Here is a 21,207-nt window from a genome sequence, read left to right as displayed (position 1 = left end):
TCTGATCTTTATTATAAATCCAACTTAATATTGAAACCGAGCAAACGGGTAGAAGGTGCATTCAGATTATCACCTCCAACATCCGGGTCAGCATACTTAAACTCTTTCGTCCAAATCAACAAATTCTGCCCAACCAAACCGATAGTCGCACCTTTCAACCGTACCTTTTCGCACAATGATTTTGGCATCTGATAAGTAAGCGACAGATCCCTCAACTTGAAAAAGGTCTGCTTAAAGTAGTTCTGAGGCCTTCCGGAATAAGCATTGGCATGATACTCTCGGACATATTGTTCATAAGATACTTCCACATCATTAGGAGCAAACACACGGTCGTCGAACGTGATGTTTCCATCCGAATCATACTGAACCGTACCGGAAACCACTTTTACCCCTTGTCCGATGTAATTCTTTTTCCCATTCACAACTTCATCATAACGCCAATGATTGTCGCTTTCGATATGGGCTCCCGTATTCCACAAAGACTGATTTGTCCAGGAATAAGCGACACCTCCTACACGACCGTCAATCGTAAAACTCAACGTAATATCTTTATAAGAAACTGTATTGACCCATCCCCAGATCCAGTCAGGACCTGAAAAACCATGATGAGTCGAATACTTGCTCAACAACGGATAACCGGCTTCATGGATCATATTGCCGTCTTTGTCATATTCGTAATCGGCATAAGTCACATGATCTGTACGAGCCCCCTCCTCTATCCAAGGTTTCTTAGACGAAAAATCCGGGTCCAGTTTAGCATAATACTGTCTGTCCAGTGCCCAGTTAAATGTAGAACTCCAAGCCCAATCTTTACTCTTTATAATATCACCGCTTAATTGTATCTCGAAACCTCGTCTTACATATTCTTCTTTAGAGTTTACCTGCGTATTACTAAATCCGGTAGATGCACTAAGTGTTGCGTTCACAATCCGGTTATAGTAATATTTATTATAATAAGCGGCATCCAAAACCAGCCGTTTGCCAAAGAATGTCAGCATTGTACCCAATTCATACGACTTGGATGTACTCGGCTTGACAGATTTACCCCGGATCGTAGAAGGATAAGACGCACTGGTCATATCATCCCAGGTATTTGTAGAGATGGAATACGTGTTATTGGTAGCATACACATCGGTGTCGGCTTTCGACATAGTCCAGGAACCTCTCACTTTCCAAAAGTCGATAAAAGACGGCATCGGGATAAACTCGGAAAGGACGACACTACCAGCCACCGACGGATAAAAATACGAACGGGTTTCGGATGGTAAAGAAGACGACCAGTCGTTACGTCCGGTTACATCCAGAAATAAAGTGCTCTTCCAGGCTACGGATGCTTTGGCAAATAAACTGTTTGTCTGTTTCTTTTTCATGCCGGCAGAAGTTCCGGGAGGATCGACCGAAGCATTCAAAGAATAAAACCCGGGAACCAGTAAACCGTTCTTTGTTGTACTGGTATGTGTGTTATCCTGATAGAAATAGATATTACCTCCGACAAAGCCATCCAATGAAAAATCCCCGAACTTGTGGTCAGCCATCAACATAAAGTCTGTATTAATGCTATAACCGTTTGGTGTTTGCAGTTCATAATATCCCTTTTTATCCCATGCGCCGTAGGCTCCGATCGGGTTACGCCATTCCTTACGGGTGGAATAAACATCCAGGCCGGATCTTAATGTCGCTTTCAACCAGGGAGTAATTTCATAGCTACCGGAAACAAAACCATTCACTTTATCGAAATCACTTGAAGCGATGATCTCATTTGCAATGTAATAAGGATTATTATAGTAGGTGTCATTATACCAGTTCTGTTCCTGATCCTTTACACGCCAATAGTTCTTATAATCGCGGATATCCCATTCTGGTCCTGTCCACACCAACAGATTATAGATATAGCCAAGACCTCCGTATCCGGTACCGGTTCCCTGGGGAGAAAAACGCTTATTGTAAGTAATACTGGCGTCCAGGTTAAATCCTTTATAATTCATATTCCCGGCAGCCGTATACGTTATCTTATTCAACTTAGCATTCGGCCACTGACCTTTATTGTAAACATGAGTCAGTGATGTACGGAAACTGCCGTACTTCCCTTTTTGTGTAACGCTCACGTTATTGTTGGTTACAAATCCTGTTTCCTGGAAATTCTTCAGGTTGTCTTTTCCTTTTGATGTCAACGGCATCTCACGCCATTCAAAGGTATAAGGATCATATTGAAGAGCCGTACGACCTATGTCGAGCTTATCCCCCCAGACAAAGTCTGTCGGATTATATTTGCCGCCCTGTCCGCCACTATAGGAAGACTGTACCTCCGGAAACTTCAAATAACCAGCATTGAACATCGTGTTGCTGTTTATCGAAATATTCAGTCCATCCTCCGAACCTCTTTTAGTCGTCACCATAATAGCTCCGGAAGATCCCCGGGCTCCATAAAGAGCTGAAGCCGTAGCTCCTTTCAGAACGTCTACGGATTCAATATCATCGGAAGCTACATCCTGTAGTTTCATATTACCATAAGGTACTCCATCTATAACCAGCAATGGGTTCTCTCCACGCAGAGACAAATCCGGAGTCGTATTAAATTCCGTACTGTTCTTCACATTCAGACCTGCAATTTTACCAGTTAAGGCAGTAGCAACATCCACTGTTTTTACGGCAGCCAGGCGTTCACCTCCTACTTTCTGGACAGAATATCCCAACGCTTTCTCCTCACGTTTGATACCCAATGCCGTCACAACAACTTCATCAAGCAATTCGGCATCTTCTGATAAAGTGACATTTATCACAGACTGTTTGCCTACCGGCACTTCTTTCGTCTTATAACCGATAAATGTTACCACCAATACCGATTTAGCCGGAACATTCAGGGAATAGCGGCCATCCATATCGGTTATAGTTCCCAGCGTCCGGCCTTTCACTAACACATTGGCGCCGGAAACAGGTTCTCCCAGCTCATCTTTTACAACACCTGAAATCCGGATGTCTTTTGCCACATTCTCTCCCGGAACCAATATATCCTTTCCGGTTACAATGACATGCCTTCCTTTAATCTCATATTTGACAGGCTGATCGCTGAATATAATATCCAACACTTCAGAAATAGATTTACCTGTCAGATTAATGCTGATTTGTTTATGCAGTTGTACCTCTTTCGTATCGATGAAAAAAGAATAACCACTCTGTTTTTTTATGGTTTCTATTGCATCTTTCACTGTAATATTCCGGACATTCAAGGTTATTTTCTTTTCTTGGGGCAGTGCCGCGAAAGCAGATTGTCCGTTACCTATTATAAGTACAGTACATAAGCCTGTGATAAATAATGATTTTTTATGAGCAAATAATGTTGCTCTGATTTTCTCAAAAGGAATGTTTTCCATAATTTTGTATTGTTGTTTTTAATAACAAATTAGTTTAACGACTATCTGAATCGGGAAATGGTACCAACATTTTCCGATTCGCTTTTTATCCACGATCTCAATTTTCTATATCTATTCTCCTTTCCTTTTTTAAAGTTAATACTGTATTTATTTAATAGAGCTCTATCACATTATCTGTTTTCCTGTACCTGAATTTACCACTGCTCGACATGATCATCAGGATATCTTCCAATGAATCGTCATTACGGAAATCACCGTAGAATGTCAGGTATTTCTTTTCTTCATTTCTGAAGATGAAAGTGACATCAAACGCCTTTTCCAGCTGTCTCACTATTTCTTCCAAGGTCAACTCATTGAAGAAATGAGCACCGGTCGTCCAGTTATCTGCCTGTGAAGCCGATACTTTCCGTATCTCTATATGACCGCATTCCTTATGATAAATAGCCTGTTGTTCAGGTTTCATGGTCAAGGGTTCAATCTGATTATTCCGGCTCAACAAATTTACTGAACCTTCAGCCAGGATAACCTCGATATTTTCCTCATCACCGTAGGCTTTTACATTGAAACGGGTTCCCAAAACTTTCACATCTATATCGCTGGTACGCACAATAAAAGGCAACTTCTTATTATGAGCCACTTCAAAGTAACCTTCCCCTTCCAACTGCACATTCCTGTCTTTATGGGAAAAAGCGGAGTTGTAGCTCAATTTACTTCCGGCATTCAGCCAAACGACCGTTCCGTCTTCCATCACGATACGGCTACGCGATCCCATCGGCACTTCGACTGTCTGCATGGCATAAAGAGCAGAATGATCCAAAGGCTGATTGCCCAGATAATAACCTGTTCCCAACAACAGCATACCGGCAAAAACAGCCGCAGCGATCCTGATAAAACGCAATGAGAATCTTTGCCCTTTTCGAGGAGTTGATATTCTTCCCCGGAAATGTTGAAACGCCCGTTCGCTTTCTTCCTTGCTGCCGGCGGTAGCGTTAGCTGCCAGCCATATTTCGGTCATTTCATAAAAATATTGTTTATGAGCGGCATCGGCTGCCACCCATTTTTCCAGTTCAATGCGCTGTTCTTTATTCAACTCATTATTCAAATAAGCTGCGATCAGTTCATCCGGGTAATATGTATTCTCTGTATTATTCATTTTTATGTTGTTATAAGGTAGACAAGAAAAGGGAGGAAATGGGGTAGTCAGAATAGTTACTTTTTTCAAAATATTTTCATCAGGCAGGCTAAAAGCACTAACTGATAATCTTTTAGACGATCCCGCAAAATAGACAGAGCTTGCTTAATATGGTATTTGACGGTATTAACGGATATGCCCAGACGTTCGGCTATCTCCTCATGTTTCAGTTCTTCCAGGCGACTGAGGATAAATACCTGACGTGTTTCTTTAGGAAGCCGGTTTATTTCTTCATGGAGTTTCTCTGACATTTCCTTTTCCAGCAAACGTCCCAACGGATATTCGTCCGATAGGAATAACAAAGGGGAAGTGATATCGAGACCGTTCAGGCTGACTTCTTTCTCCACATAATTCTTCTGCAGATAATTCAAAGAGAAGTTACGAACCATACGTATCAGATACGCATTCAGGGATATTTGTATATCCAGTGTCTTACGGGTTTCCCAAAGGTGAAAAAAGACATCTGAGACAATCGTTTCCGCCAGAAAATCATCTTGCAGATATTGCCGGGAAATACAGAAAAGACGATGATAGTAATTGTCATAAAGACTACGGAAAGCATTTTCATCGCCCTCCTTTACTCCTCGTATTATTTGTTTTTCATAATATTCCACGTATCTCTCTCTCAATAAGGATAGGCAAAATTAATCAAAACATTTTATTTTCAATGTCATAGTATCAATCATTTAAGTACAAAGCCCCGGAAGACGTATCTCCCGGGGCTTGTTTTTGGTCTGTCTTCGCTCTTCACAGAGGTCGGAACAGAAGAACTTTATTTCATTACTTTAGTATTAATATTTACCGCTTGTTCGCCTGTCGCAGGGTAATTATCAGAGGGCGGTTCACGAACCGCCCCTACGACGCGCGGTAAACAATTTAGAATTATTTGATTTTAAATAATTGCTTATTTTACGATTGCTTTTACAGCGGCTTCGCCTTCAACAGCAACTACAACGATACCTGCAGGAGCAGAGATTGTAGCTTCGTCAGAAGTGATTACTGTATTAGCAATTGTCTGACCAAGTACGTTAGTGATTACTACGTTCTTGCCTTCAGCACCCTTCACTGTTACAGAACCGTTACCGGCGATAACAGAGATAGCTTCTGCATTGATTTCATCGTTAGCTGTAGCAGCTTCTTTTTCTGCACTTTCGATATTGAACGGAGCAGCCTGTTTGATATCTTCAACCAATACAGGAACAGAGTTCAATACGTGTACATAATGAGTTGTCAGTTTGCCTTCTTTGTTTTCAGCGATTGTTTCGATGTAGAAATCACCTTCACCACCTTCTTCTGCATCAGCCGGATTAACCAAACGGAATGCGAATGTAGCAGCATTCATCTGAGCGTAACCATCTTTGTCAACGATGCTCAAAGAGTCTTTGTAAGCTTCTTTCTTCTTGTTAGTGAATTCAGAGCTTTCGATTACCAATGTATCGTTTTCGAAGTGAGTTGCCGGAACAAATGCCAAACGAGTATAGCCTTTGTATTTTACATCAACTTTTGATTTTACATCAACAGAGTCAGACAGAACAACCAGGTAGTCAGCCTTACGGTAACCCGGAACAGCCGGAGTTGCATGCGGACACTGTTCTGCAGTCAATGCATTACCGTTTTCATCGTAACCATGATTATCTTCCTTGTCACACGGTTTGAACGGAGTTCCTTCTACCCATTCAGCATCGCGTACAGCCAACATGTACAACGGTTTAGTTGTTTCATTACGTACATAAGCCGTATCCACCAAGAACGGAAGAGCAGCAGTTTCAGGCAGGTCGTTCAGATGAGATTCACCTAAGAAGTTCAGACTACGTTTGCCACCCTGAGTATTACGGTTCATTGTGTTTTCATACAGATAATAGCTAGTTACATCATTTGTACGATAGAACTTAGCTGTATCTACCTTACCTGTGAATCCATCGTTTTCGATAGTAGCACCCAGACGACGATAAACCGGACGATTGTTTTCTTCAACCACGAACAAGTCGTTAGTTGTTTCAGAATACAAATTACCTGTGTACTTCAGATAACCTGCAGCAGCATCAGATGTACTGGCCCAAACTTTACCACATTCCATTGTCACCACACCATCACCAGCAACTTCAACTGTACGTAAGTTCCAGTAGTCGCCATCTTTACGGATAGCAAAAACATCTGCATCTGCATCAAACTGATACTTATCGTTACTCAAACCTAACTTATTATCACCTACAGCGAACTTGTAAACAGGTACTTTCAAAGTATATTCTTTCTTTTCAAGTTTACCGTCTTTGTAGAAGTTTACAGCAGTTTTCACTTCTGCAGTATCTTTCTTAGCTACTTTACCGTTAGTTGCTTTGATTTCAAGGGCATTATCTTTGTCTTTATCGATTAAGACATAACCATCTTCATCCATAGTGAACCAAGCATCCAGATCGTATACACCAGAGTGGTGTGCCATCACGAATGTCTTTTCAACTACATCACCCAGGTATTTGTAGTAGATATCGCTTGCATCAACAGGAACAGTCTTGATCAGGTAATCGTTTGTACCGTCTGTATAAACGTTTTCTTCCGCATCTGCATTCTGACGTAAACCGTCTTTACCGTATGTAACTGTAGCAGCTGTGTTTTCGCGGTTAGTCAGCGTGTACTCTTCTGTTTCTTCATTGTAAGTCACAGCCCATTGAGCTTCCAGCTGGTTACCTACTGATTCAACCCAACCATGTGCGTCACCACAACCAGTAACAGCGAAGATTTGATCTTCTTCACCTTCTTTACCCAACTTTGTGATTGTGAAGTAAGCATCTGCCAAGATGTCTTCCGGTTTAACAATGTTGTCGGCAGCCAATACGATATACGGCCATCCTTCTTTAGTAGCATCAACCAAACCATTAGTCGTTGTCAAACATACCTGACCATTCAATGAAGTAACGAACAGGCTACCGAATTCACTTGTTGTGGTTACTGCGTTATCAGCAAATACATCTACGGTATAGAGTTCTTTCTTCGTGTTACCTGCATATTGATTGAATTCAAACCAAGACAAATAGTTTTTATCTTTAGCAGCATCTGCTTCCAAAGCTTCTTTTGTAACCAATTCGAACTTATAACCTCTATCGTTAGCACCAATGTTACCGTTATTCCAATCAGCTTTCTTATTCAATACAACATACTTGTCATCGTCTATCAACTGGAAGCGAGTTGCAGCAGTAGTTGCTCCTTCAGCTTTTAACTTACCACCGAATGCACCTACACCTTTAACAAGCGTATTGTCACCTTTGGCTCTTTTGATTGTCATATTGAAACCGTTCACCAACAAAGCGTTCAGTTTATCAGCTTTAGCCTGTACGATCGGTGATTTGTAGATACCGAATTCGGCAGCAGCACCTGTAGCCAAATCAGCAGTCAATTTATCATCAGCATTCAAAGCCAAAGTAAAAGAGGCAGCAGAACCATTTACGATAAATTTATCTATGTTGCTTATTACAGCCTTCTTGCCACTCTTTCTATTTTCGAAAGTGTAAGTAGTTGTTACACCATCAGCCGCCTTACCTGTTGAGATTTTCCACAGATAGTTGTCCAAATTGGCTTCAGTCACAGTTGAATTTGCTGGTGTAGTAAGTGCACCATTACCATCATCATATAACAGATTATCTTTATCTGCAGCGATAACATAATATTCGTCAGCATTAAAAGAAGTCTGTAAAGCAAGAGGGTTGTTCAACTCGCTCAAAGAACTCAATACAGTTACGTCATCATTATAGATGGCAAAAGCAAGCTTAGTTCCTTCCAAAGTTGGATTACCTGTATTAGTTACAGTCACACGACCACCCGCTGTCAGCACTAATTCTTCATCTTTTTCAAAACCAGCACCACCAGTAGCACTCGTATTCTCTGCTACTACCAATTTATCTCCTTTATAAATAAATTTGATAGGAGCAGCACCTGCCTCGTTCGAATAACCAGTATAACCATCACTACTATTACTCAAAACAAATGACAAATGCAGTCCAACATAGTTGGTCGTAGCAGTTAAATAAAAACAATCTTTATTGTCTGCAGTTTTTGTAGGTGTTAAAATCCAGGCATCAGACATCGCACTGACAGTTGCATCTGTAGAGTGAAGATTCGCTGTTTGTAATAAATTTGTTATTTTACCGTCAGCTTCATTTACAGTCGTACCAACCAGATAAGTTCCGCCAGCTTGCGGTGTCACCTTCACCAGTTCGGCATCCGCTGTTGTCCAAGCTCCGGCCAGCAGGAGACTGGCCACAAGAGTAGAAAACTTTTTGTTCATAATCAATAAATTTAATATTAATAATAGTGTATATAAAAGTTCTTTTCAATAAGCGTTTAAACCTCGTCCGACATCGAGTGACTAATTTAAACGTCCCTTTTTTCTAGTCATTTTTTGAGAGTTCGTAATCAAAAGGGCGAAGTTCGTACAGACTTTGCTATCGTGTTGATAAGAAAGGAAATAGGAACAGGAAAAAATAAACAAGAAAAGATTGCCGGTTAAAAATATTGTCGTAATTTTGTGACTAGAAAAAAGGGACGTTAAAATTAGTCATTCATTTTTCGCCTTCTAGTCTTTAATTATCATACTCCACAAAGGCATAAATCAATTATTTTCTTTTTATAGGTTTCAGTCTTACTATATATAATGTACGCGCACGTACATTAATATTATTATATACCTGGAGCTTCTCAAATGCGATTATTACGAATTTTCGCATTTTCATGCACAAAACCACCGATGAAAAGACTTTTCACGACCAAAAGGTTCATCATTCATCCTACATTCATCCATCAAAGTTTACCCCACATATTATAATAAAAGTTCTACATATTATGGAACCAGAGTTCTATATATTACGGAACTAAAGTTCCATATATTGCGAAACTTTAGTTATATAATATATGGAACTTTTATTCCATATTATATGAAACAAAAATTCCATTCCATGAAAAAACAATGAAACTGGAATATACTAATTATCAGGCATTAACCCAAATCGTAATACTCCCGGTATTCGTCATATTTCGGTTCATCCTCGATATCTTGACGGAGAAACAGCTTTTTGATATAAGCCTGCTCTTTGGGTTTGACCATACGCTCCTTCCGTTTACAACGGTAAAAGTTAGAACGCCCCATATAGCTCATTATTTGACCTTTGATGATATTGGCTTTGCGGACGGGAAGGTCATCGAACAAGCCGGTTATGCCTATCGCAAACCGCTGGGGCTGATCGAGCAGGAAGAAACGACAGGTCTCGCCGGAAAGGGATTCCAGGTAACCGGGATTGATTATATACAAGCCAGCGCGCTCCTTTGGAACACGAAGAGCCATTTGATGTCGTAAGCAACTATCGCCACGCCGGCACTGTTCATTGAAGCAATGAGCGAAAGTAGCAGGAAAATCAGCATAATTGAAATCAGCTTTCATAATTTATAGATTTTACGGATACCATGATTTACAAAGATAGCACATTATACTCGTCATCCTATAAAATAGTTTCGGATTTTATCCCTATCTTCGCCTACAAATAGTGCAAAAGCCATGAGAAAAACGATCATACTATTCATCTTCCTGCATGTCCTTTCTTACGCCTTCCCTATCTATTTTAAACATATCGGGATGAAAGAAGGGCTTTCCCAACTTTCCGTAATGTCCATCTACCAGGATGAACTGGGGCGCATGTGGTTCGGAACGGAAGAAGGACTGAGCGTTTTTGACGGTGTCCGTGTCACCTCACACAAACCCACGCTGAAAAGCGGGACGGACAAAGAGACTACGATCGGCAACAGCATCAATTTCATAACCGGAGACCAGCAGGGAAATATCTACTTCACGTCCGATAATGCGCTCATACAATACAGCCTGCATACGCAGGAGTTTACCTGCCTGGAACGATCGATAGTCACAGCCGTTGCATTTGGCGACGAACAACTCTGGGTCGGGATAGCGGATTCTGTCTTCACCTGGGAGCCGCAAAAGAAAGAGCTTCAGTTCCAGTTCAAGCTGGAGTTTCGTTACCAGCATGCCACCCGTATCCTCGTCGATTCGCAGAAACAATGCTGGGTCGGGACGAATGCCGGGTTATACATGAGAGAAAAGGATAAACCGTTGAACTGTATCATTCCGAGCGAAGATATCTATGCCCTGTTCGAAGATTCGCATGCCAACCTGTGGATCTCGGCACGAATGAACGGACTTTATAAAAGGGAACCTTCCGGTAACTTCGAACGTTTCCGCTATGACCCGACGAAAGCAAACAATATCTCCAGCAACCAGGTCAGAGGGATTGTGGAAGATAACTTCGGAAATCTCTGGATAGGCACTTTCACGGGACTGAACAAATACAATCCGCATAACGGTCATTTCCAGGTCTATACCCGCGACAATCTTCCGGGCAGCCTCGCCCACTCTTCCGTCTTTCCGGTTTTCAAAGACCAGCAGGGAAGTATCTGGCTGGGGACTTATTACGGAGGTGTCCATTATTTCAATCCCGAAATGGATCTGTTTACCTTTTATACGGCGGATAAGTCCAGAAACGACTGTGTCAGTTTCCCCTTTGTCGGACATATGGTGGAAGATAAAGACGAGAATATCTGGATCTGCACCGAAGGCGGCGGACTGAACCTCTTCGACCGGGAAAAGAAGACATTCACCTATTTCATGGCCGACCCGGATAAGAACTCCATCGCACACGACAACCTGAAAGATATAGCCTACAGCGCCAAACGCAACAAGCTGTATATCGGTACGCACACCGGCGGACTGTCCATTTTCGATATTCCCCGCAGACGATTCAGAAACCCTTATTTTGAAACTCCTTCGTATGCAGTAGTGGCAGGCGACCGTATCAACCAAATGCAGATATGGAAAGATAAATACCTGATATTCCTGACCCAGTGGGGAAGTGTCAAGATGGATCTCGACACGGAGCAGCTCACACCGATATTTCCCAGCGGCAAACAATACGGCAACCACAGCTTCACAATCGACTCGAACGATTACATCTGGATAACTTCCGGTAAGATTATCTATAAGATCAATCTGAACAATGAAGAGGATAAAACCGTCTTCCGTTGCGGACAGGACGGGCTGGGAGATCAGCCTATCTCGACTATCCGTGAAGACAAAAAAGGAAATATATGGTTTGGAACGCATGGGGCCGGCTTATATTTATATGATCGGCAAAAGAATAAATTCAAAGGATATACTACGGAAAACAGCCTGATCCTCAGTAACTATTGCTACGAGATACAAGACTCACAGCAGGGTTATCTGATTATTTCCGGTGATAAAGGGCTCTCTTTCTTCGATCCGGAGCAGGAACTGTTCAAAGTGGTCGAACTCGGCACGGCGCTTCCTCTGTCGGGAATCAATAAAGGGTGCGGACTTCTGGTATGTGACAACGGCGAGATATTTGTCGGAGGCATAGACGGTTTGAGTACGTTCTTCGAACAGGATATGTTCCGTCCCGCCAAAGATTATCAGTTGTATTTCTCCGAACTTTATGTGAATAACGAGTTGGTTTCGCCTAAAGACCCGACACGTATTTTATCCGAAGCACTGCCTTATACCCAGGAGCTCCACTTGAACCATAATCAGAACAATCTCATTATCGCGTTCAACTCGAACAACTATATCAATACTTTGAAAGAGACAGCTTACGAATATATGTTGGAAGGGTTTGACAGCAAATGGATCGGCAACAACGACAACAGTATCCAATATACGAACCTTAATCCGGGCAAATATACATTGGTCGTACGCGAAAAACAATACGACACACGGATTGAACCGCAGACGATCCGGATGGGGATTACGATCCATTCGCCGTTCTATGCTACGCCTCTGTTTTATATCTTATATGTGCTGGTTGGCGGCGGTCTGATCTTTGGCTTTTTCCGTTTCAAACAATCACAGCTGCTTCTCAGAACTTCCCTGGAGTATGAACGGAAAGAGAAAGAACGGATCGAGGAACTGAACCAGGCGAAGTTACAGTTCTTCTCCAATATATCACACGAGTTCCGCACGCCGCTTACGCTGATCATTTCACAGATAGAACTATTGCTGCAAAGCAGTTCACTGGCTCCTTCAACCTACAACAAGCTGTTGAAGATATATCGCAACACGCATAATATGAGGGCATTGATCAGCGAATTGCTGGACTTCCGCAAACTGGAACAAGGGCATGTCAAATTGAAGGTGTACGAGCAGAACATCGTGCCGTTCCTGAAAGAGATCTATCTGTCGTTCTATGAATATGCTTCCAGCCGTTCGGTAACCTATCTTTTTACTTCCGGAGAAGAAAACATTCCCTGCTGGTTCGATCCCAAGCAGATGCAGAAAGTCTTTTATAACCTGCTGTCGAACGCTTTCAAATACACCAAGCCGGGAGCGAGTATCGAGATGGTGATCGAAGAGGATGAAACGACGATCATTGTCAAGATCATAGACAACGGAATCGGGATCAATAAGGAAGATATCGATAAGATATTCGACCGTTTTTATCAGGCGGGCAATCAGACACCGGATACACCACAGCCGAGTACCGGTATCGGACTGTCGCTCACCAAAAGCATCATCGGACTGCATCACGGTAAAATACAGGTGGAAAGTACGCCCGGATACGGAAGTATCTTCATCGTACGGTTGCCTAAAGGGCGGACGCATTTCAAGGAAGGCGAATGCCAGTTCGTTGAACCGAACAACGAGGCTATACGAAACGAGATTCTCCCGGAAAGTATCCGTGCAGAGCTTCCTGAAAGCACTCCCGAACTATCTTTTGCTGAAACGGATGCGACCTATACGGTCCTGCTGGTCGATGATAACGAGGAATTGCTTCAGATACTTCATTCCCTGTTCTCGCCGATGTATAAAGTATTGCTGGCACGGAACGGGAAAGAGGGATTGGAGGTTGCGCGCAGTGAAAAGCCGGATATTATCGTAAGCGACATCATGATGCCGGAAATGTCCGGTACGGAGATGTGCCTGAAGATCAAGAACGATTTTGATGTCTGTCACATTCCGGTGATCCTGCTTACGGCACTCAGTTCGACGGAACAGAGCATAGAAGGGTTACAACGCGGGGCGGACGATTATATCAGCAAGCCGTTCAATGCCAAAGTGTTGCTGGCCCGCTGCAACAACCTGGTGCGTAACCGTATTATCCTGCAAAAGAAATTCAATGAGCAGAGGGATTTCGATACGCAGTCGCTTGCCAGCAATCCGATCGACCAGAAGTTTATGGATGCCGTAAACAAGATCATCGAAGAGAACCTCAACAACATCGAATTCGATATGAACACGCTGGCAAAGGAACTGGGATTGAGCCGCAGTTCTTTATATGCCAAGTTCAAAGCTCTTACCGGTATGACTCCGAATGATTTCGTGCTGAATTGTAAACTGAAGCGGGCAGCAACGTTGCTGATCGACCGTCCCGATCTCCAAATAGCCGAGATATCGGATATGCTGGGCTTCGGCTCTCCCCGTTATTTCACCCGTTGCTTCAAGGCACAGTTCGATACGACACCGGCGGAATACAGGAAGAAAATCACTTCATTCATAAAAAACGGATAGGCACCGATTACAGCACGGGTACCTATCCGTTTTATAAGTAATATCTCATTTACTATTTAGCTTCTATATCCTTTTTACGTTTCAGGGCTTCGACGAAATAGTAATCGGCATAGTTCAACGGAACATCGATTTCTGAATTATGAGGAATACTTCCCACAGAATGCATCAGGATAAAGTTGCCGTTCGTACCTAAAGCCGCACGATAAGCCGGAGAAGCCAGCGATGTCATGATGTTATCGGCATATGTTTTATAGTCTGCCGCATTCTCAACATCCAGCGTGCTGATCTCATACAAAGCGGAAGCGATACAGGAAGCAGCCGAGGCATCGCGCGGTTCGTTCGGAATATTCGGTGCATCCATATCCCAGTAAGGGATCAGGTCAGCCGGCATTGCCTTATGATTCTTCATGAAGTTGAATGTCTTCAACGCCTGATCCAGATACTTACGGTCGCCTGTTTCACGATAGCAAACCACAAAACCGTAGATTGCCCACGCTTGTCCGCGGCTCCAGGCTGATTCGTGTGCATATCCCTGTGCCGTATGGCGGTGACGTACGGAACCATCTTCCAGGCTATAATCGATCACATGGTAACAGCTGCCATCCGGACGGAAGTGTTCCTGCAGCGTGCGGTCGGCATGCGCCAGGGCTATTTTATAGAAAGAAGAATCGCCGGATAAACGGGTGGCTTCGAACATCAGTTCCAGGTTCATCATATTATCGATGATCACCGGACATTCCCAGCCACGTTCCGACTGCCAGCCACGATCGACATTCCAGGACTGGATCACCTGCGGAGCTTCACGGAAACGGGTAGACAATGACTTGGCGGCCTGCACCATCACATCTTTATAAGACGGATCGGCAGTCAGACGCAAACCGTTACCGAAACTGCAGTTGATAATGAATCCGATGTCATGATGCCAGGTCAGGTTCTTGGCTTCCTCGATTGCCAGCGTATATTTCTGGGCAAGCGGAAGCAATGCCGTATCGCCCGTCAGTTCATACAGATACCACACTGACCCAGGGAAAAATCCGCTGCGCCAGTCTGCATAACCGCAATAATAGACGGAACTGTCTTTTTTCAACGTGACAGGATTCATAAATTTACCACTGGCTTCGATGATTTCTATTTCCTTACCGATCTGCGCGCGAGCGAAATCGGCATTCTCGTCAACAAAGCTTTTCTCTACTGTTTTAGGTGCTCCTCCGCACGATATCAGGAAGGCGGAGAAAGCAAGAGCGATCCAATTTTTCATTCTTTCTTTATTTATTGTTTTGTTTGATTGTGTACACATACGTTCCGGAGAGGGCTTTCTTCTTTGCCGTCAAAGAAAGGCGGTATATCTCTTTTCCCCACACATTGGATAAACGCGGATCATCCAGCGTAATAGTCTCGAGTGAAGGAGTAAAACTGTTTTTGTCGTATTGCAGGTTAACCTTTTCGCCATTCACTTCGATAGCGACTACCCCGGGAGTGGCAATATCCACTTGCCCCCAGGTCAGGAAGTTGACGCGGTTGAAGTCTTTCAACTCATTCAAAGTGAATGTGTCTTTGATCTTCAATTCTCCTTTGCCCAACGTATAGGAACGAAGCCACTTATTGACTCCGGCTTCTTCGGGGTAAGCAGTAGCGATGTTGGCTGAGAACGCACTGCTTTTCGGATTGAAAGAGACGTCCGTTGCTTTATATTTTGCTCCGAATGATTGGGGTACACCGTTTATCATCGGTAAGTTATGATAGTTGCTTTGCATGGTCCAGATCGTATATCGTTCGCTGCTGAACGTCTGGCGGGTATACGTTCCTACGCCGGCATCGATAAAGACCGGAGTCGTATGCAGGTAGAGCGAGAAAGTTCCGGCATCGTTGTGATTATGACTTTCATTATTATAGCCTCCCTTGGCAGCGAAGAAAAGACCGGATTTATTTGTCATATAACAGAACTCTGTTTCCGGGTACCAAGTATAAGCGGGCGATTCGTAGACAGGTTTTACCTGCTCCATGTCTTTGGCATAAAGAATACTTTGCAATGTGCGGAATATATCCCGTCCGGAAGAAGGGGCTTTCTGCTTCGACAGGCTGCTGAGATAAGCAGCATACTGCATCATCACATCGCTGCCCACTGCTTTTCCATAGCGGAAGATGATCGGTGCATCTCCTCCCCCTTTGGCGGAAGCATCGGCAAAGTTCACCACCCAGCCGTTCCCTACGTATGAACGGGCAATGTATTCGCCCATGTTCCTGATCATCGGCTGGTCGAACAGACTGATCTTACCACCTGTTCCGTCATATAATAATTGTAGATAGTCATACATCTTTCCGGCAGCATGTCCCCAATAGGAAGGGCCTTCTTCGCAAGCCCCGTCGGAATGGGTATAGTTGATGAATTTATCGACAGAAACCATCGTACGGTAAACGGCTTTTGCCAACGTTTCTTTATCATTTTCCAATAACAGAAAACATTGCAGGACATTCGAGTTACACCACGGATTCCAGTTGTTTACCAAAGCTCCCGGCTTATAGTGGAAAGCCATCCACCAGAAACGATCTTCTTTCATATAGGTGTCGAGAATACGTTCCTGCAACTCATGGCGCAAGCGTTCGGAGATAACCGGATTTACCTTGTCAAACTCGGAGTGGAAGAAGTAGTAAGTCCATGAAAGCAACGATCCCAAATCACCGGAAGTTAGGTCGATCACGTGTTCTTTATAGTCCGGCAAAGACCTTTTCGAATGCTGTGCGCTCAAATGGGCGGACAAAACCCAGGAAGTCATTTCACAGGATTGGTACACACCATTGATAAGCTGGTCGATAAAACGGCCTTTTCCTTCAGCCAGTTCTGCCATCAACAGATCGGCAAGGGCGGTATTATTACTGCCGAAAGGATCTTCCATAATCCGCCGGTTGCCGCTACGTTCATATTCTATATAATCGGTAGCTTTTACGACTTTCCATTCGTAATTCAGTTGTTTCTCTCCCCTTTTGATATAATCATTCTTGTAGTCACCCAGAAACTGATCCCAACCGACACGGTCGGTATAAAGTGGGTAAGTCACCCACTCCTGGTTGAGAATCAATACAGATTCCAGTTTTTCCACATTGGCAGCCTGTTGTAGCAAATCCCGTTCAACATATGCATGGACAGGGGTTGTTAATAGTAGTAACAGGCACAATAAAGTTACATTTTTACATACATTCATAAGTCGCATTTGTTTCATGGTAATACACAAAAGTAGAAAGAAAGTCCATAAACGACAGGATTATTTATCCAATTCATGTGCCCCAATCGTCCAAAAGGGAGGTTTTAACGGGTTTTCTCATAGTCGTAGTTCGTATAGAACTAATGCCAAAACACTGCAAATATAAATGTTAATTATTTTAATATATGTACAATTTTATCCATTCATAGTGCACTAATTGTCCAATTATTATTCGTTAAAAACACATACACTTAATTTACACTGAGTTGTAGTTCCATAGCAAAACAAGGTTTTGACAATTTTAAACACATCATTCATTATCTATTCCATATCATAAGAAGCATTTATCAATGCCACAGCAGCAATAGGAAGGATCTTTATCCCTCAAAAATAGGTTTTCATAAGTATTATCTTTCAGTTTATCCTACTGTTAAGTTACTCATTTATTCAATATTATCTCCCATGGTTTTTAAAACGTCAAGCACACTTTAAAATTCAAGTTTTCTCTGTTCGCCAACCAGCATAGACCATAGTTCTATACGAACTATGCTCCTACTTGATATCAAGTAGACATATGGAATATAGAAAACGAAAAATGACAATTACAAATGAGAAAACTATTATCTAATTATTAACTAAATCTGGTGTTATTATGACTAAAGATTTTACTCACTTTCACGTATCGAAGGCGCTGTTTTTGGGAACAACCATGTTCCTTACATCCGTAAGCGAGATGTCGGCGAATCCTTCTGTTGAATTATTGAGGCCCACAGGACCTAGTACAGCAGTAACATCGCCACAACAGGCGAAACAAACCATCAAAGGAGTGGTACAGGATGCATTCGGCCCGATTGCCGGAGCAAATGTTATCGAAAAGGGAACTACCAATGGTACAATTACCGACATGGATGGTAATTTCACACTGGATGTAGCCCCCAACTCTATTCTGGTTATCACATTTATCGGATATAAAGAACAACAGCTTCCGGTAAATAACCAAAAAACCTTTAATATCAAACTCACCGAAGACTCACAGGCATTGGATGAAGTGGTTGTGGTTGGTTACGGTACGCAGAAGAAAGTGAACATGTCCGGTTCCGTGACTTCGGTAAATGTCAGTGAAATGGCTGAGAGTCGTCCGTTGACCAATATCTCTACAGCATTGGCGGGTACTGCACCCGGTGTTCAGATTACATCCAGCAACAACCTTCCGTCCAATAACGGCGATGCGGATATTAAGGTACGTGGCCAGGGAACATTGAACAACTCTTCGCCGCTGGTTATCATTGATGGGGTGGAAGGAACGTTAAACAGTGTAAGCCCACAGGATGTAGAAACAGTCAGCGTATTGAAAGATGCGGCCTCTTCTGCCATCTACGGTTCACGTGCTGCCAACGGTGTTATTCTGATCACGACTAAACAAGGTAAATCCGGCAAAATGAAACTGGATTATACAGGCTACGTATCATTCCAGACACTGGACCAGCCGTATGAAGTCGTTTCCGATTACGCCAATTACATGGAATATCTGAATGAAGGGATGGCAAACAGCAACAAGCCCAAACCATTCTCCGATAATGTGATCAACCTCTGGCGTGAAAAGTCCAAAGACCCGAACGGCCTGAACGAATACGGGATGCCGAACTATTTGGCATATCCGAACAACAGTATTTTCGATGTGTATGAAACAGGTGTTTCCCACCAGCACAATATCTCCGCATCCGGAGGTTCGGAAAAGATCACCTATTACACCTCTTTCAACTATCTGAACAACCCGGGTATCCTGGAAAACTGTGGTTTCGAACGTTTCAGTCTGCGTGCCAATGTCGACTCACAGGTAAAAGACTGGTTGAAGATCGGGGTAAACCTGAGCGGATACACCTCTAACACAACACCGGTCAGCGATAATATAGATGATATCTATACCTATGGACTGACAGGTGGTAACCCGGGAATCGCTTATCTGGATGATCAGAACCGGCTGGGTATCAATGCCAATGCGGAAGATGACCCTCAGAATGCAACGAACAACCCGTATAACCGTCTGAGAAACGTTTCCGGTAATATCCAGGTTAACACGTTAAAAACCCGTCTGTATGCTGTCCTGACACCATTGAAAGGTTTGACTATTCAGGGGTCATATACGTATGACTACTATGATAAATTCAAGGAGAACAAACCGAATTTCGTTCCGATGTACAACTTTCAGACTAATACCTTGTATACAGATGGTGTAGGTCAGACCAGCATTGCGAATTACAACGAAAAGACATTCAGAAACTTTATGGATGCTACTGTCCGTTACGAACGCAATTTCTTCGACAACCGCCTGAGCACGAACCTGATGGTCGGCGGTAGCCAGGAACAGTACAAACGCCAGTATTTCAGCGGCACCCGCAAAGACCTGATCGACCCGTCACTGAACGTAATCGGAGGTGCTATCGGCGAATCATCCACAACAGGAAATGTTACCGAGTGGGCCATGCGTTCATTCTTCGGTCGCCTCAACCTAGGTTGGGATGACAAATATCTGTTGGAAGTCAACCTGCGTGCAGACGGTTCTTCACGTTTCCTGGCTGACAACCGCTGGGGTTACTTCCCCTCTTTCTCCGCTGCATGGCGCATTTCGGAAGAAGGTTTCATGGAGAATACCAAGAACTGGCTGGACAACCTGAAGGTTCGTGCATCTTACGGTTCGTTGGGTAATAATACATTAGGTGACAACCGCGATAACGACGGTAATTATACATCGCAATCCCTGTACGCGCAAACAAACTATGTATTGGGACGCGCCGTAGCCATGGGGCTTTCACAGACGGCGATCGCAAATGCCGCGCTGACATGGGAAACGACTTATATTACCAACGTCGGTCTTGATTACAATGTATTAGGTAACCGCTTGTCAGGATCTGTCGAATTTTTTAACAAAAGAACAGAAGGCATCCTGATCGACCTTCCGGCACCGAAAGTACATGGTAATGCCACTATCCCCAAACAGAACTCCGCACAGATCACCAACAGAGGTCTCGAATTCTCTACAAACTGGAGTGATAAGGCGGGAAAGGATTTCTCTTATAACGTCGGTTTCAACTTCACTTACATCAAGAACAACGTAGATAAATTCAAAGGAGACGACTATACGATCAAGGATGCTAGAATCCTGCAGGAAGGTCTTCCTATCTGGTCACTATATGTACGCGAAGCAGACCGTATCATCCAGACAGACGAAGACCTGGCAATCGTACAGGCCATGTTGGATAACCCCGCCGTAGAAGGCAAAGTGGTATTCCCTTACGGAACTCCCCAAAAAGGTGATATCCTCTACAAGGACCTCAACGGTGACGGACTGGTAAATGACGATGACCGTACTGTCATCGGCAACGGACAGAACCCGACATTCACTTACGGTGTGAACCTCGGTTTCAACTGGAAAGGCATTGACTTCTCCGCATTGATACAAGGACAGGCCGGTATCAAAGACGTATATCTGAGTGCCTTGTATAAAACAACCGTACGCCAGGGATATCAGTTGAATGCAGATGTTATCGACGGACGCTGGTATGAAGGACGTACAGACGCCAGCTACCCCCGTTTGCTGGATTACAGCGATACCAGGAACGAACAGTATTCCGATTTCTGGGTAACCGACAAGTCTTACCTGAAGATCCGTAACATCACATTGGGATATACGCTGCCGACAGCCTGGTCGAAAGTAGCTTATATGGATAGAGTCCGGTTCTACGGCAGTTTGGAAAACTTCTTTACATTCACGAAATGGAAAGGATACGACCCTGAAGTAAATGGTATCAAATATCCTACCATGCGCCAGGTGGTCGTTGGAGTCAATGTTACATTCTAATCATGATTGTT

Annotated in this window: 9 protein-coding genes; 2 read left to right on the top strand and 7 right to left on the bottom strand. The window is 43.4% G+C overall.

Annotated elements, in window-relative coordinates:
- Positions 1-11: 11 nt before the first annotated feature.
- The 5 genes from P3L47_RS09785 to P3L47_RS09765 all read right to left on the bottom strand — a co-directional run bounded on the left by P3L47_RS09785 (position 12) and on the right by P3L47_RS09765 (position 9,991).
- On the bottom strand, positions 12-3,371 hold the full coding sequence (locus P3L47_RS09785; RefSeq protein WP_277783486.1) for a SusC/RagA family TonB-linked outer membrane protein: 3,360 nt from the start codon (positions 3,369-3,371) through the stop codon (positions 12-14).
- A gap of 151 nt (positions 3,372-3,522) precedes the next feature.
- Positions 3,523-4,524 carry a FecR family protein gene (locus tag P3L47_RS09780; protein ID WP_277783485.1) on the bottom strand — a complete coding sequence of 334 codons (1,002 nt, stop codon included), beginning with the start codon at positions 4,522-4,524 and terminating at the stop codon, positions 3,523-3,525.
- Between the two features lie 65 nt (positions 4,525-4,589).
- Complete coding sequence (locus tag P3L47_RS09775; protein ID WP_277783484.1) at positions 4,590-5,177, bottom strand: RNA polymerase sigma-70 factor; 588 nt, start codon at positions 5,175-5,177, stop codon at positions 4,590-4,592.
- A 290-nt stretch (positions 5,178-5,467) separates the two neighbouring features.
- A complete protein-coding gene (locus tag P3L47_RS09770) occupies positions 5,468-8,842 on the bottom strand; it encodes a DUF6383 domain-containing protein (protein ID WP_277783483.1) in 3,375 nt (1,124 codons plus the stop codon).
- Between the two features lie 708 nt (positions 8,843-9,550).
- Complete coding sequence (locus P3L47_RS09765) at positions 9,551-9,991, bottom strand: DUF6078 family protein (RefSeq protein WP_277783482.1); 441 nt, start codon at positions 9,989-9,991, stop codon at positions 9,551-9,553.
- A 114-nt stretch (positions 9,992-10,105) separates the two neighbouring features.
- Between P3L47_RS09765 and P3L47_RS09760 the strand changes: the two genes are divergently transcribed.
- Positions 10,106-14,137, top strand: coding sequence for a hybrid sensor histidine kinase/response regulator transcription factor (locus P3L47_RS09760; protein WP_277783481.1), 4,032 nt, complete (start codon positions 10,106-10,108; stop codon positions 14,135-14,137).
- A gap of 52 nt (positions 14,138-14,189) precedes the next feature.
- On the opposite strand, the gene P3L47_RS09755 is transcribed toward P3L47_RS09760, so the two are convergent.
- Together P3L47_RS09755 and P3L47_RS09750 are read right to left on the bottom strand one after the other, a co-directional pair.
- Positions 14,190-15,395: a glycoside hydrolase family 88 protein gene (locus tag P3L47_RS09755; protein WP_277783480.1), complete on the bottom strand. Its 1,206-nt coding sequence runs from the start codon at positions 15,393-15,395 to the stop codon at positions 14,190-14,192.
- 7 nt (positions 15,396-15,402) lie between these two features.
- The gene (locus P3L47_RS09750; RefSeq protein ID WP_277783479.1) at positions 15,403-17,337 is read right to left on the bottom strand and encodes a heparinase II/III domain-containing protein; all 1,935 of its coding nucleotides are present in this window, start codon (positions 17,335-17,337) and stop codon (positions 15,403-15,405) included.
- A 652-nt stretch (positions 17,338-17,989) separates the two neighbouring features.
- On the opposite strand from P3L47_RS09750, the gene P3L47_RS09745 reads away from it, so the two are divergent.
- A complete protein-coding gene (locus P3L47_RS09745; RefSeq protein WP_277783478.1) occupies positions 17,990-21,196 on the top strand; it encodes a SusC/RagA family TonB-linked outer membrane protein in 3,207 nt (1,068 codons plus the stop codon).
- Positions 21,197-21,207 lie beyond the last annotated feature (11 nt).

Origin of the sequence: Parabacteroides chongii (genome assembly GCF_029581355.1) — a bacterium.
In the GTDB taxonomy this organism is placed as follows: Bacteria; Bacteroidota; Bacteroidia; order Bacteroidales; family Tannerellaceae; genus Parabacteroides; species Parabacteroides chongii.
This window is presented reverse-complemented; position numbering and strand designations above follow the sequence as displayed.

Coding starts and splice junctions, on each gene's coding strand:
- P3L47_RS09780 (WP_277783485.1), bottom strand. CDS start 4,524: ATGAATAATACAGAGAATACATATTACCCGGATGAACTGATCGCAGCT.
- P3L47_RS09765 (WP_277783482.1), bottom strand. CDS start 9,991: ATGAAAGCTGATTTCAATTATGCTGATTTTCCTGCTACTTTCGCTCAT.
- P3L47_RS09745 (WP_277783478.1), top strand. CDS start 17,990: ATGACTAAAGATTTTACTCACTTTCACGTATCGAAGGCGCTGTTTTTG.
- P3L47_RS09750 (WP_277783479.1), bottom strand. CDS start 17,337: ATGAATGTATGTAAAAATGTAACTTTATTGTGCCTGTTACTACTATTA.
- P3L47_RS09760 (WP_277783481.1), top strand. CDS start 10,106: ATGAGAAAAACGATCATACTATTCATCTTCCTGCATGTCCTTTCTTAC.
- P3L47_RS09770 (WP_277783483.1), bottom strand. CDS start 8,842: ATGAACAAAAAGTTTTCTACTCTTGTGGCCAGTCTCCTGCTGGCCGGA.
- P3L47_RS09755 (WP_277783480.1), bottom strand. CDS start 15,395: ATGAAAAATTGGATCGCTCTTGCTTTCTCCGCCTTCCTGATATCGTGC.
- P3L47_RS09785 (WP_277783486.1), bottom strand. CDS start 3,371: ATGGAAAACATTCCTTTTGAGAAAATCAGAGCAACATTATTTGCTCAT.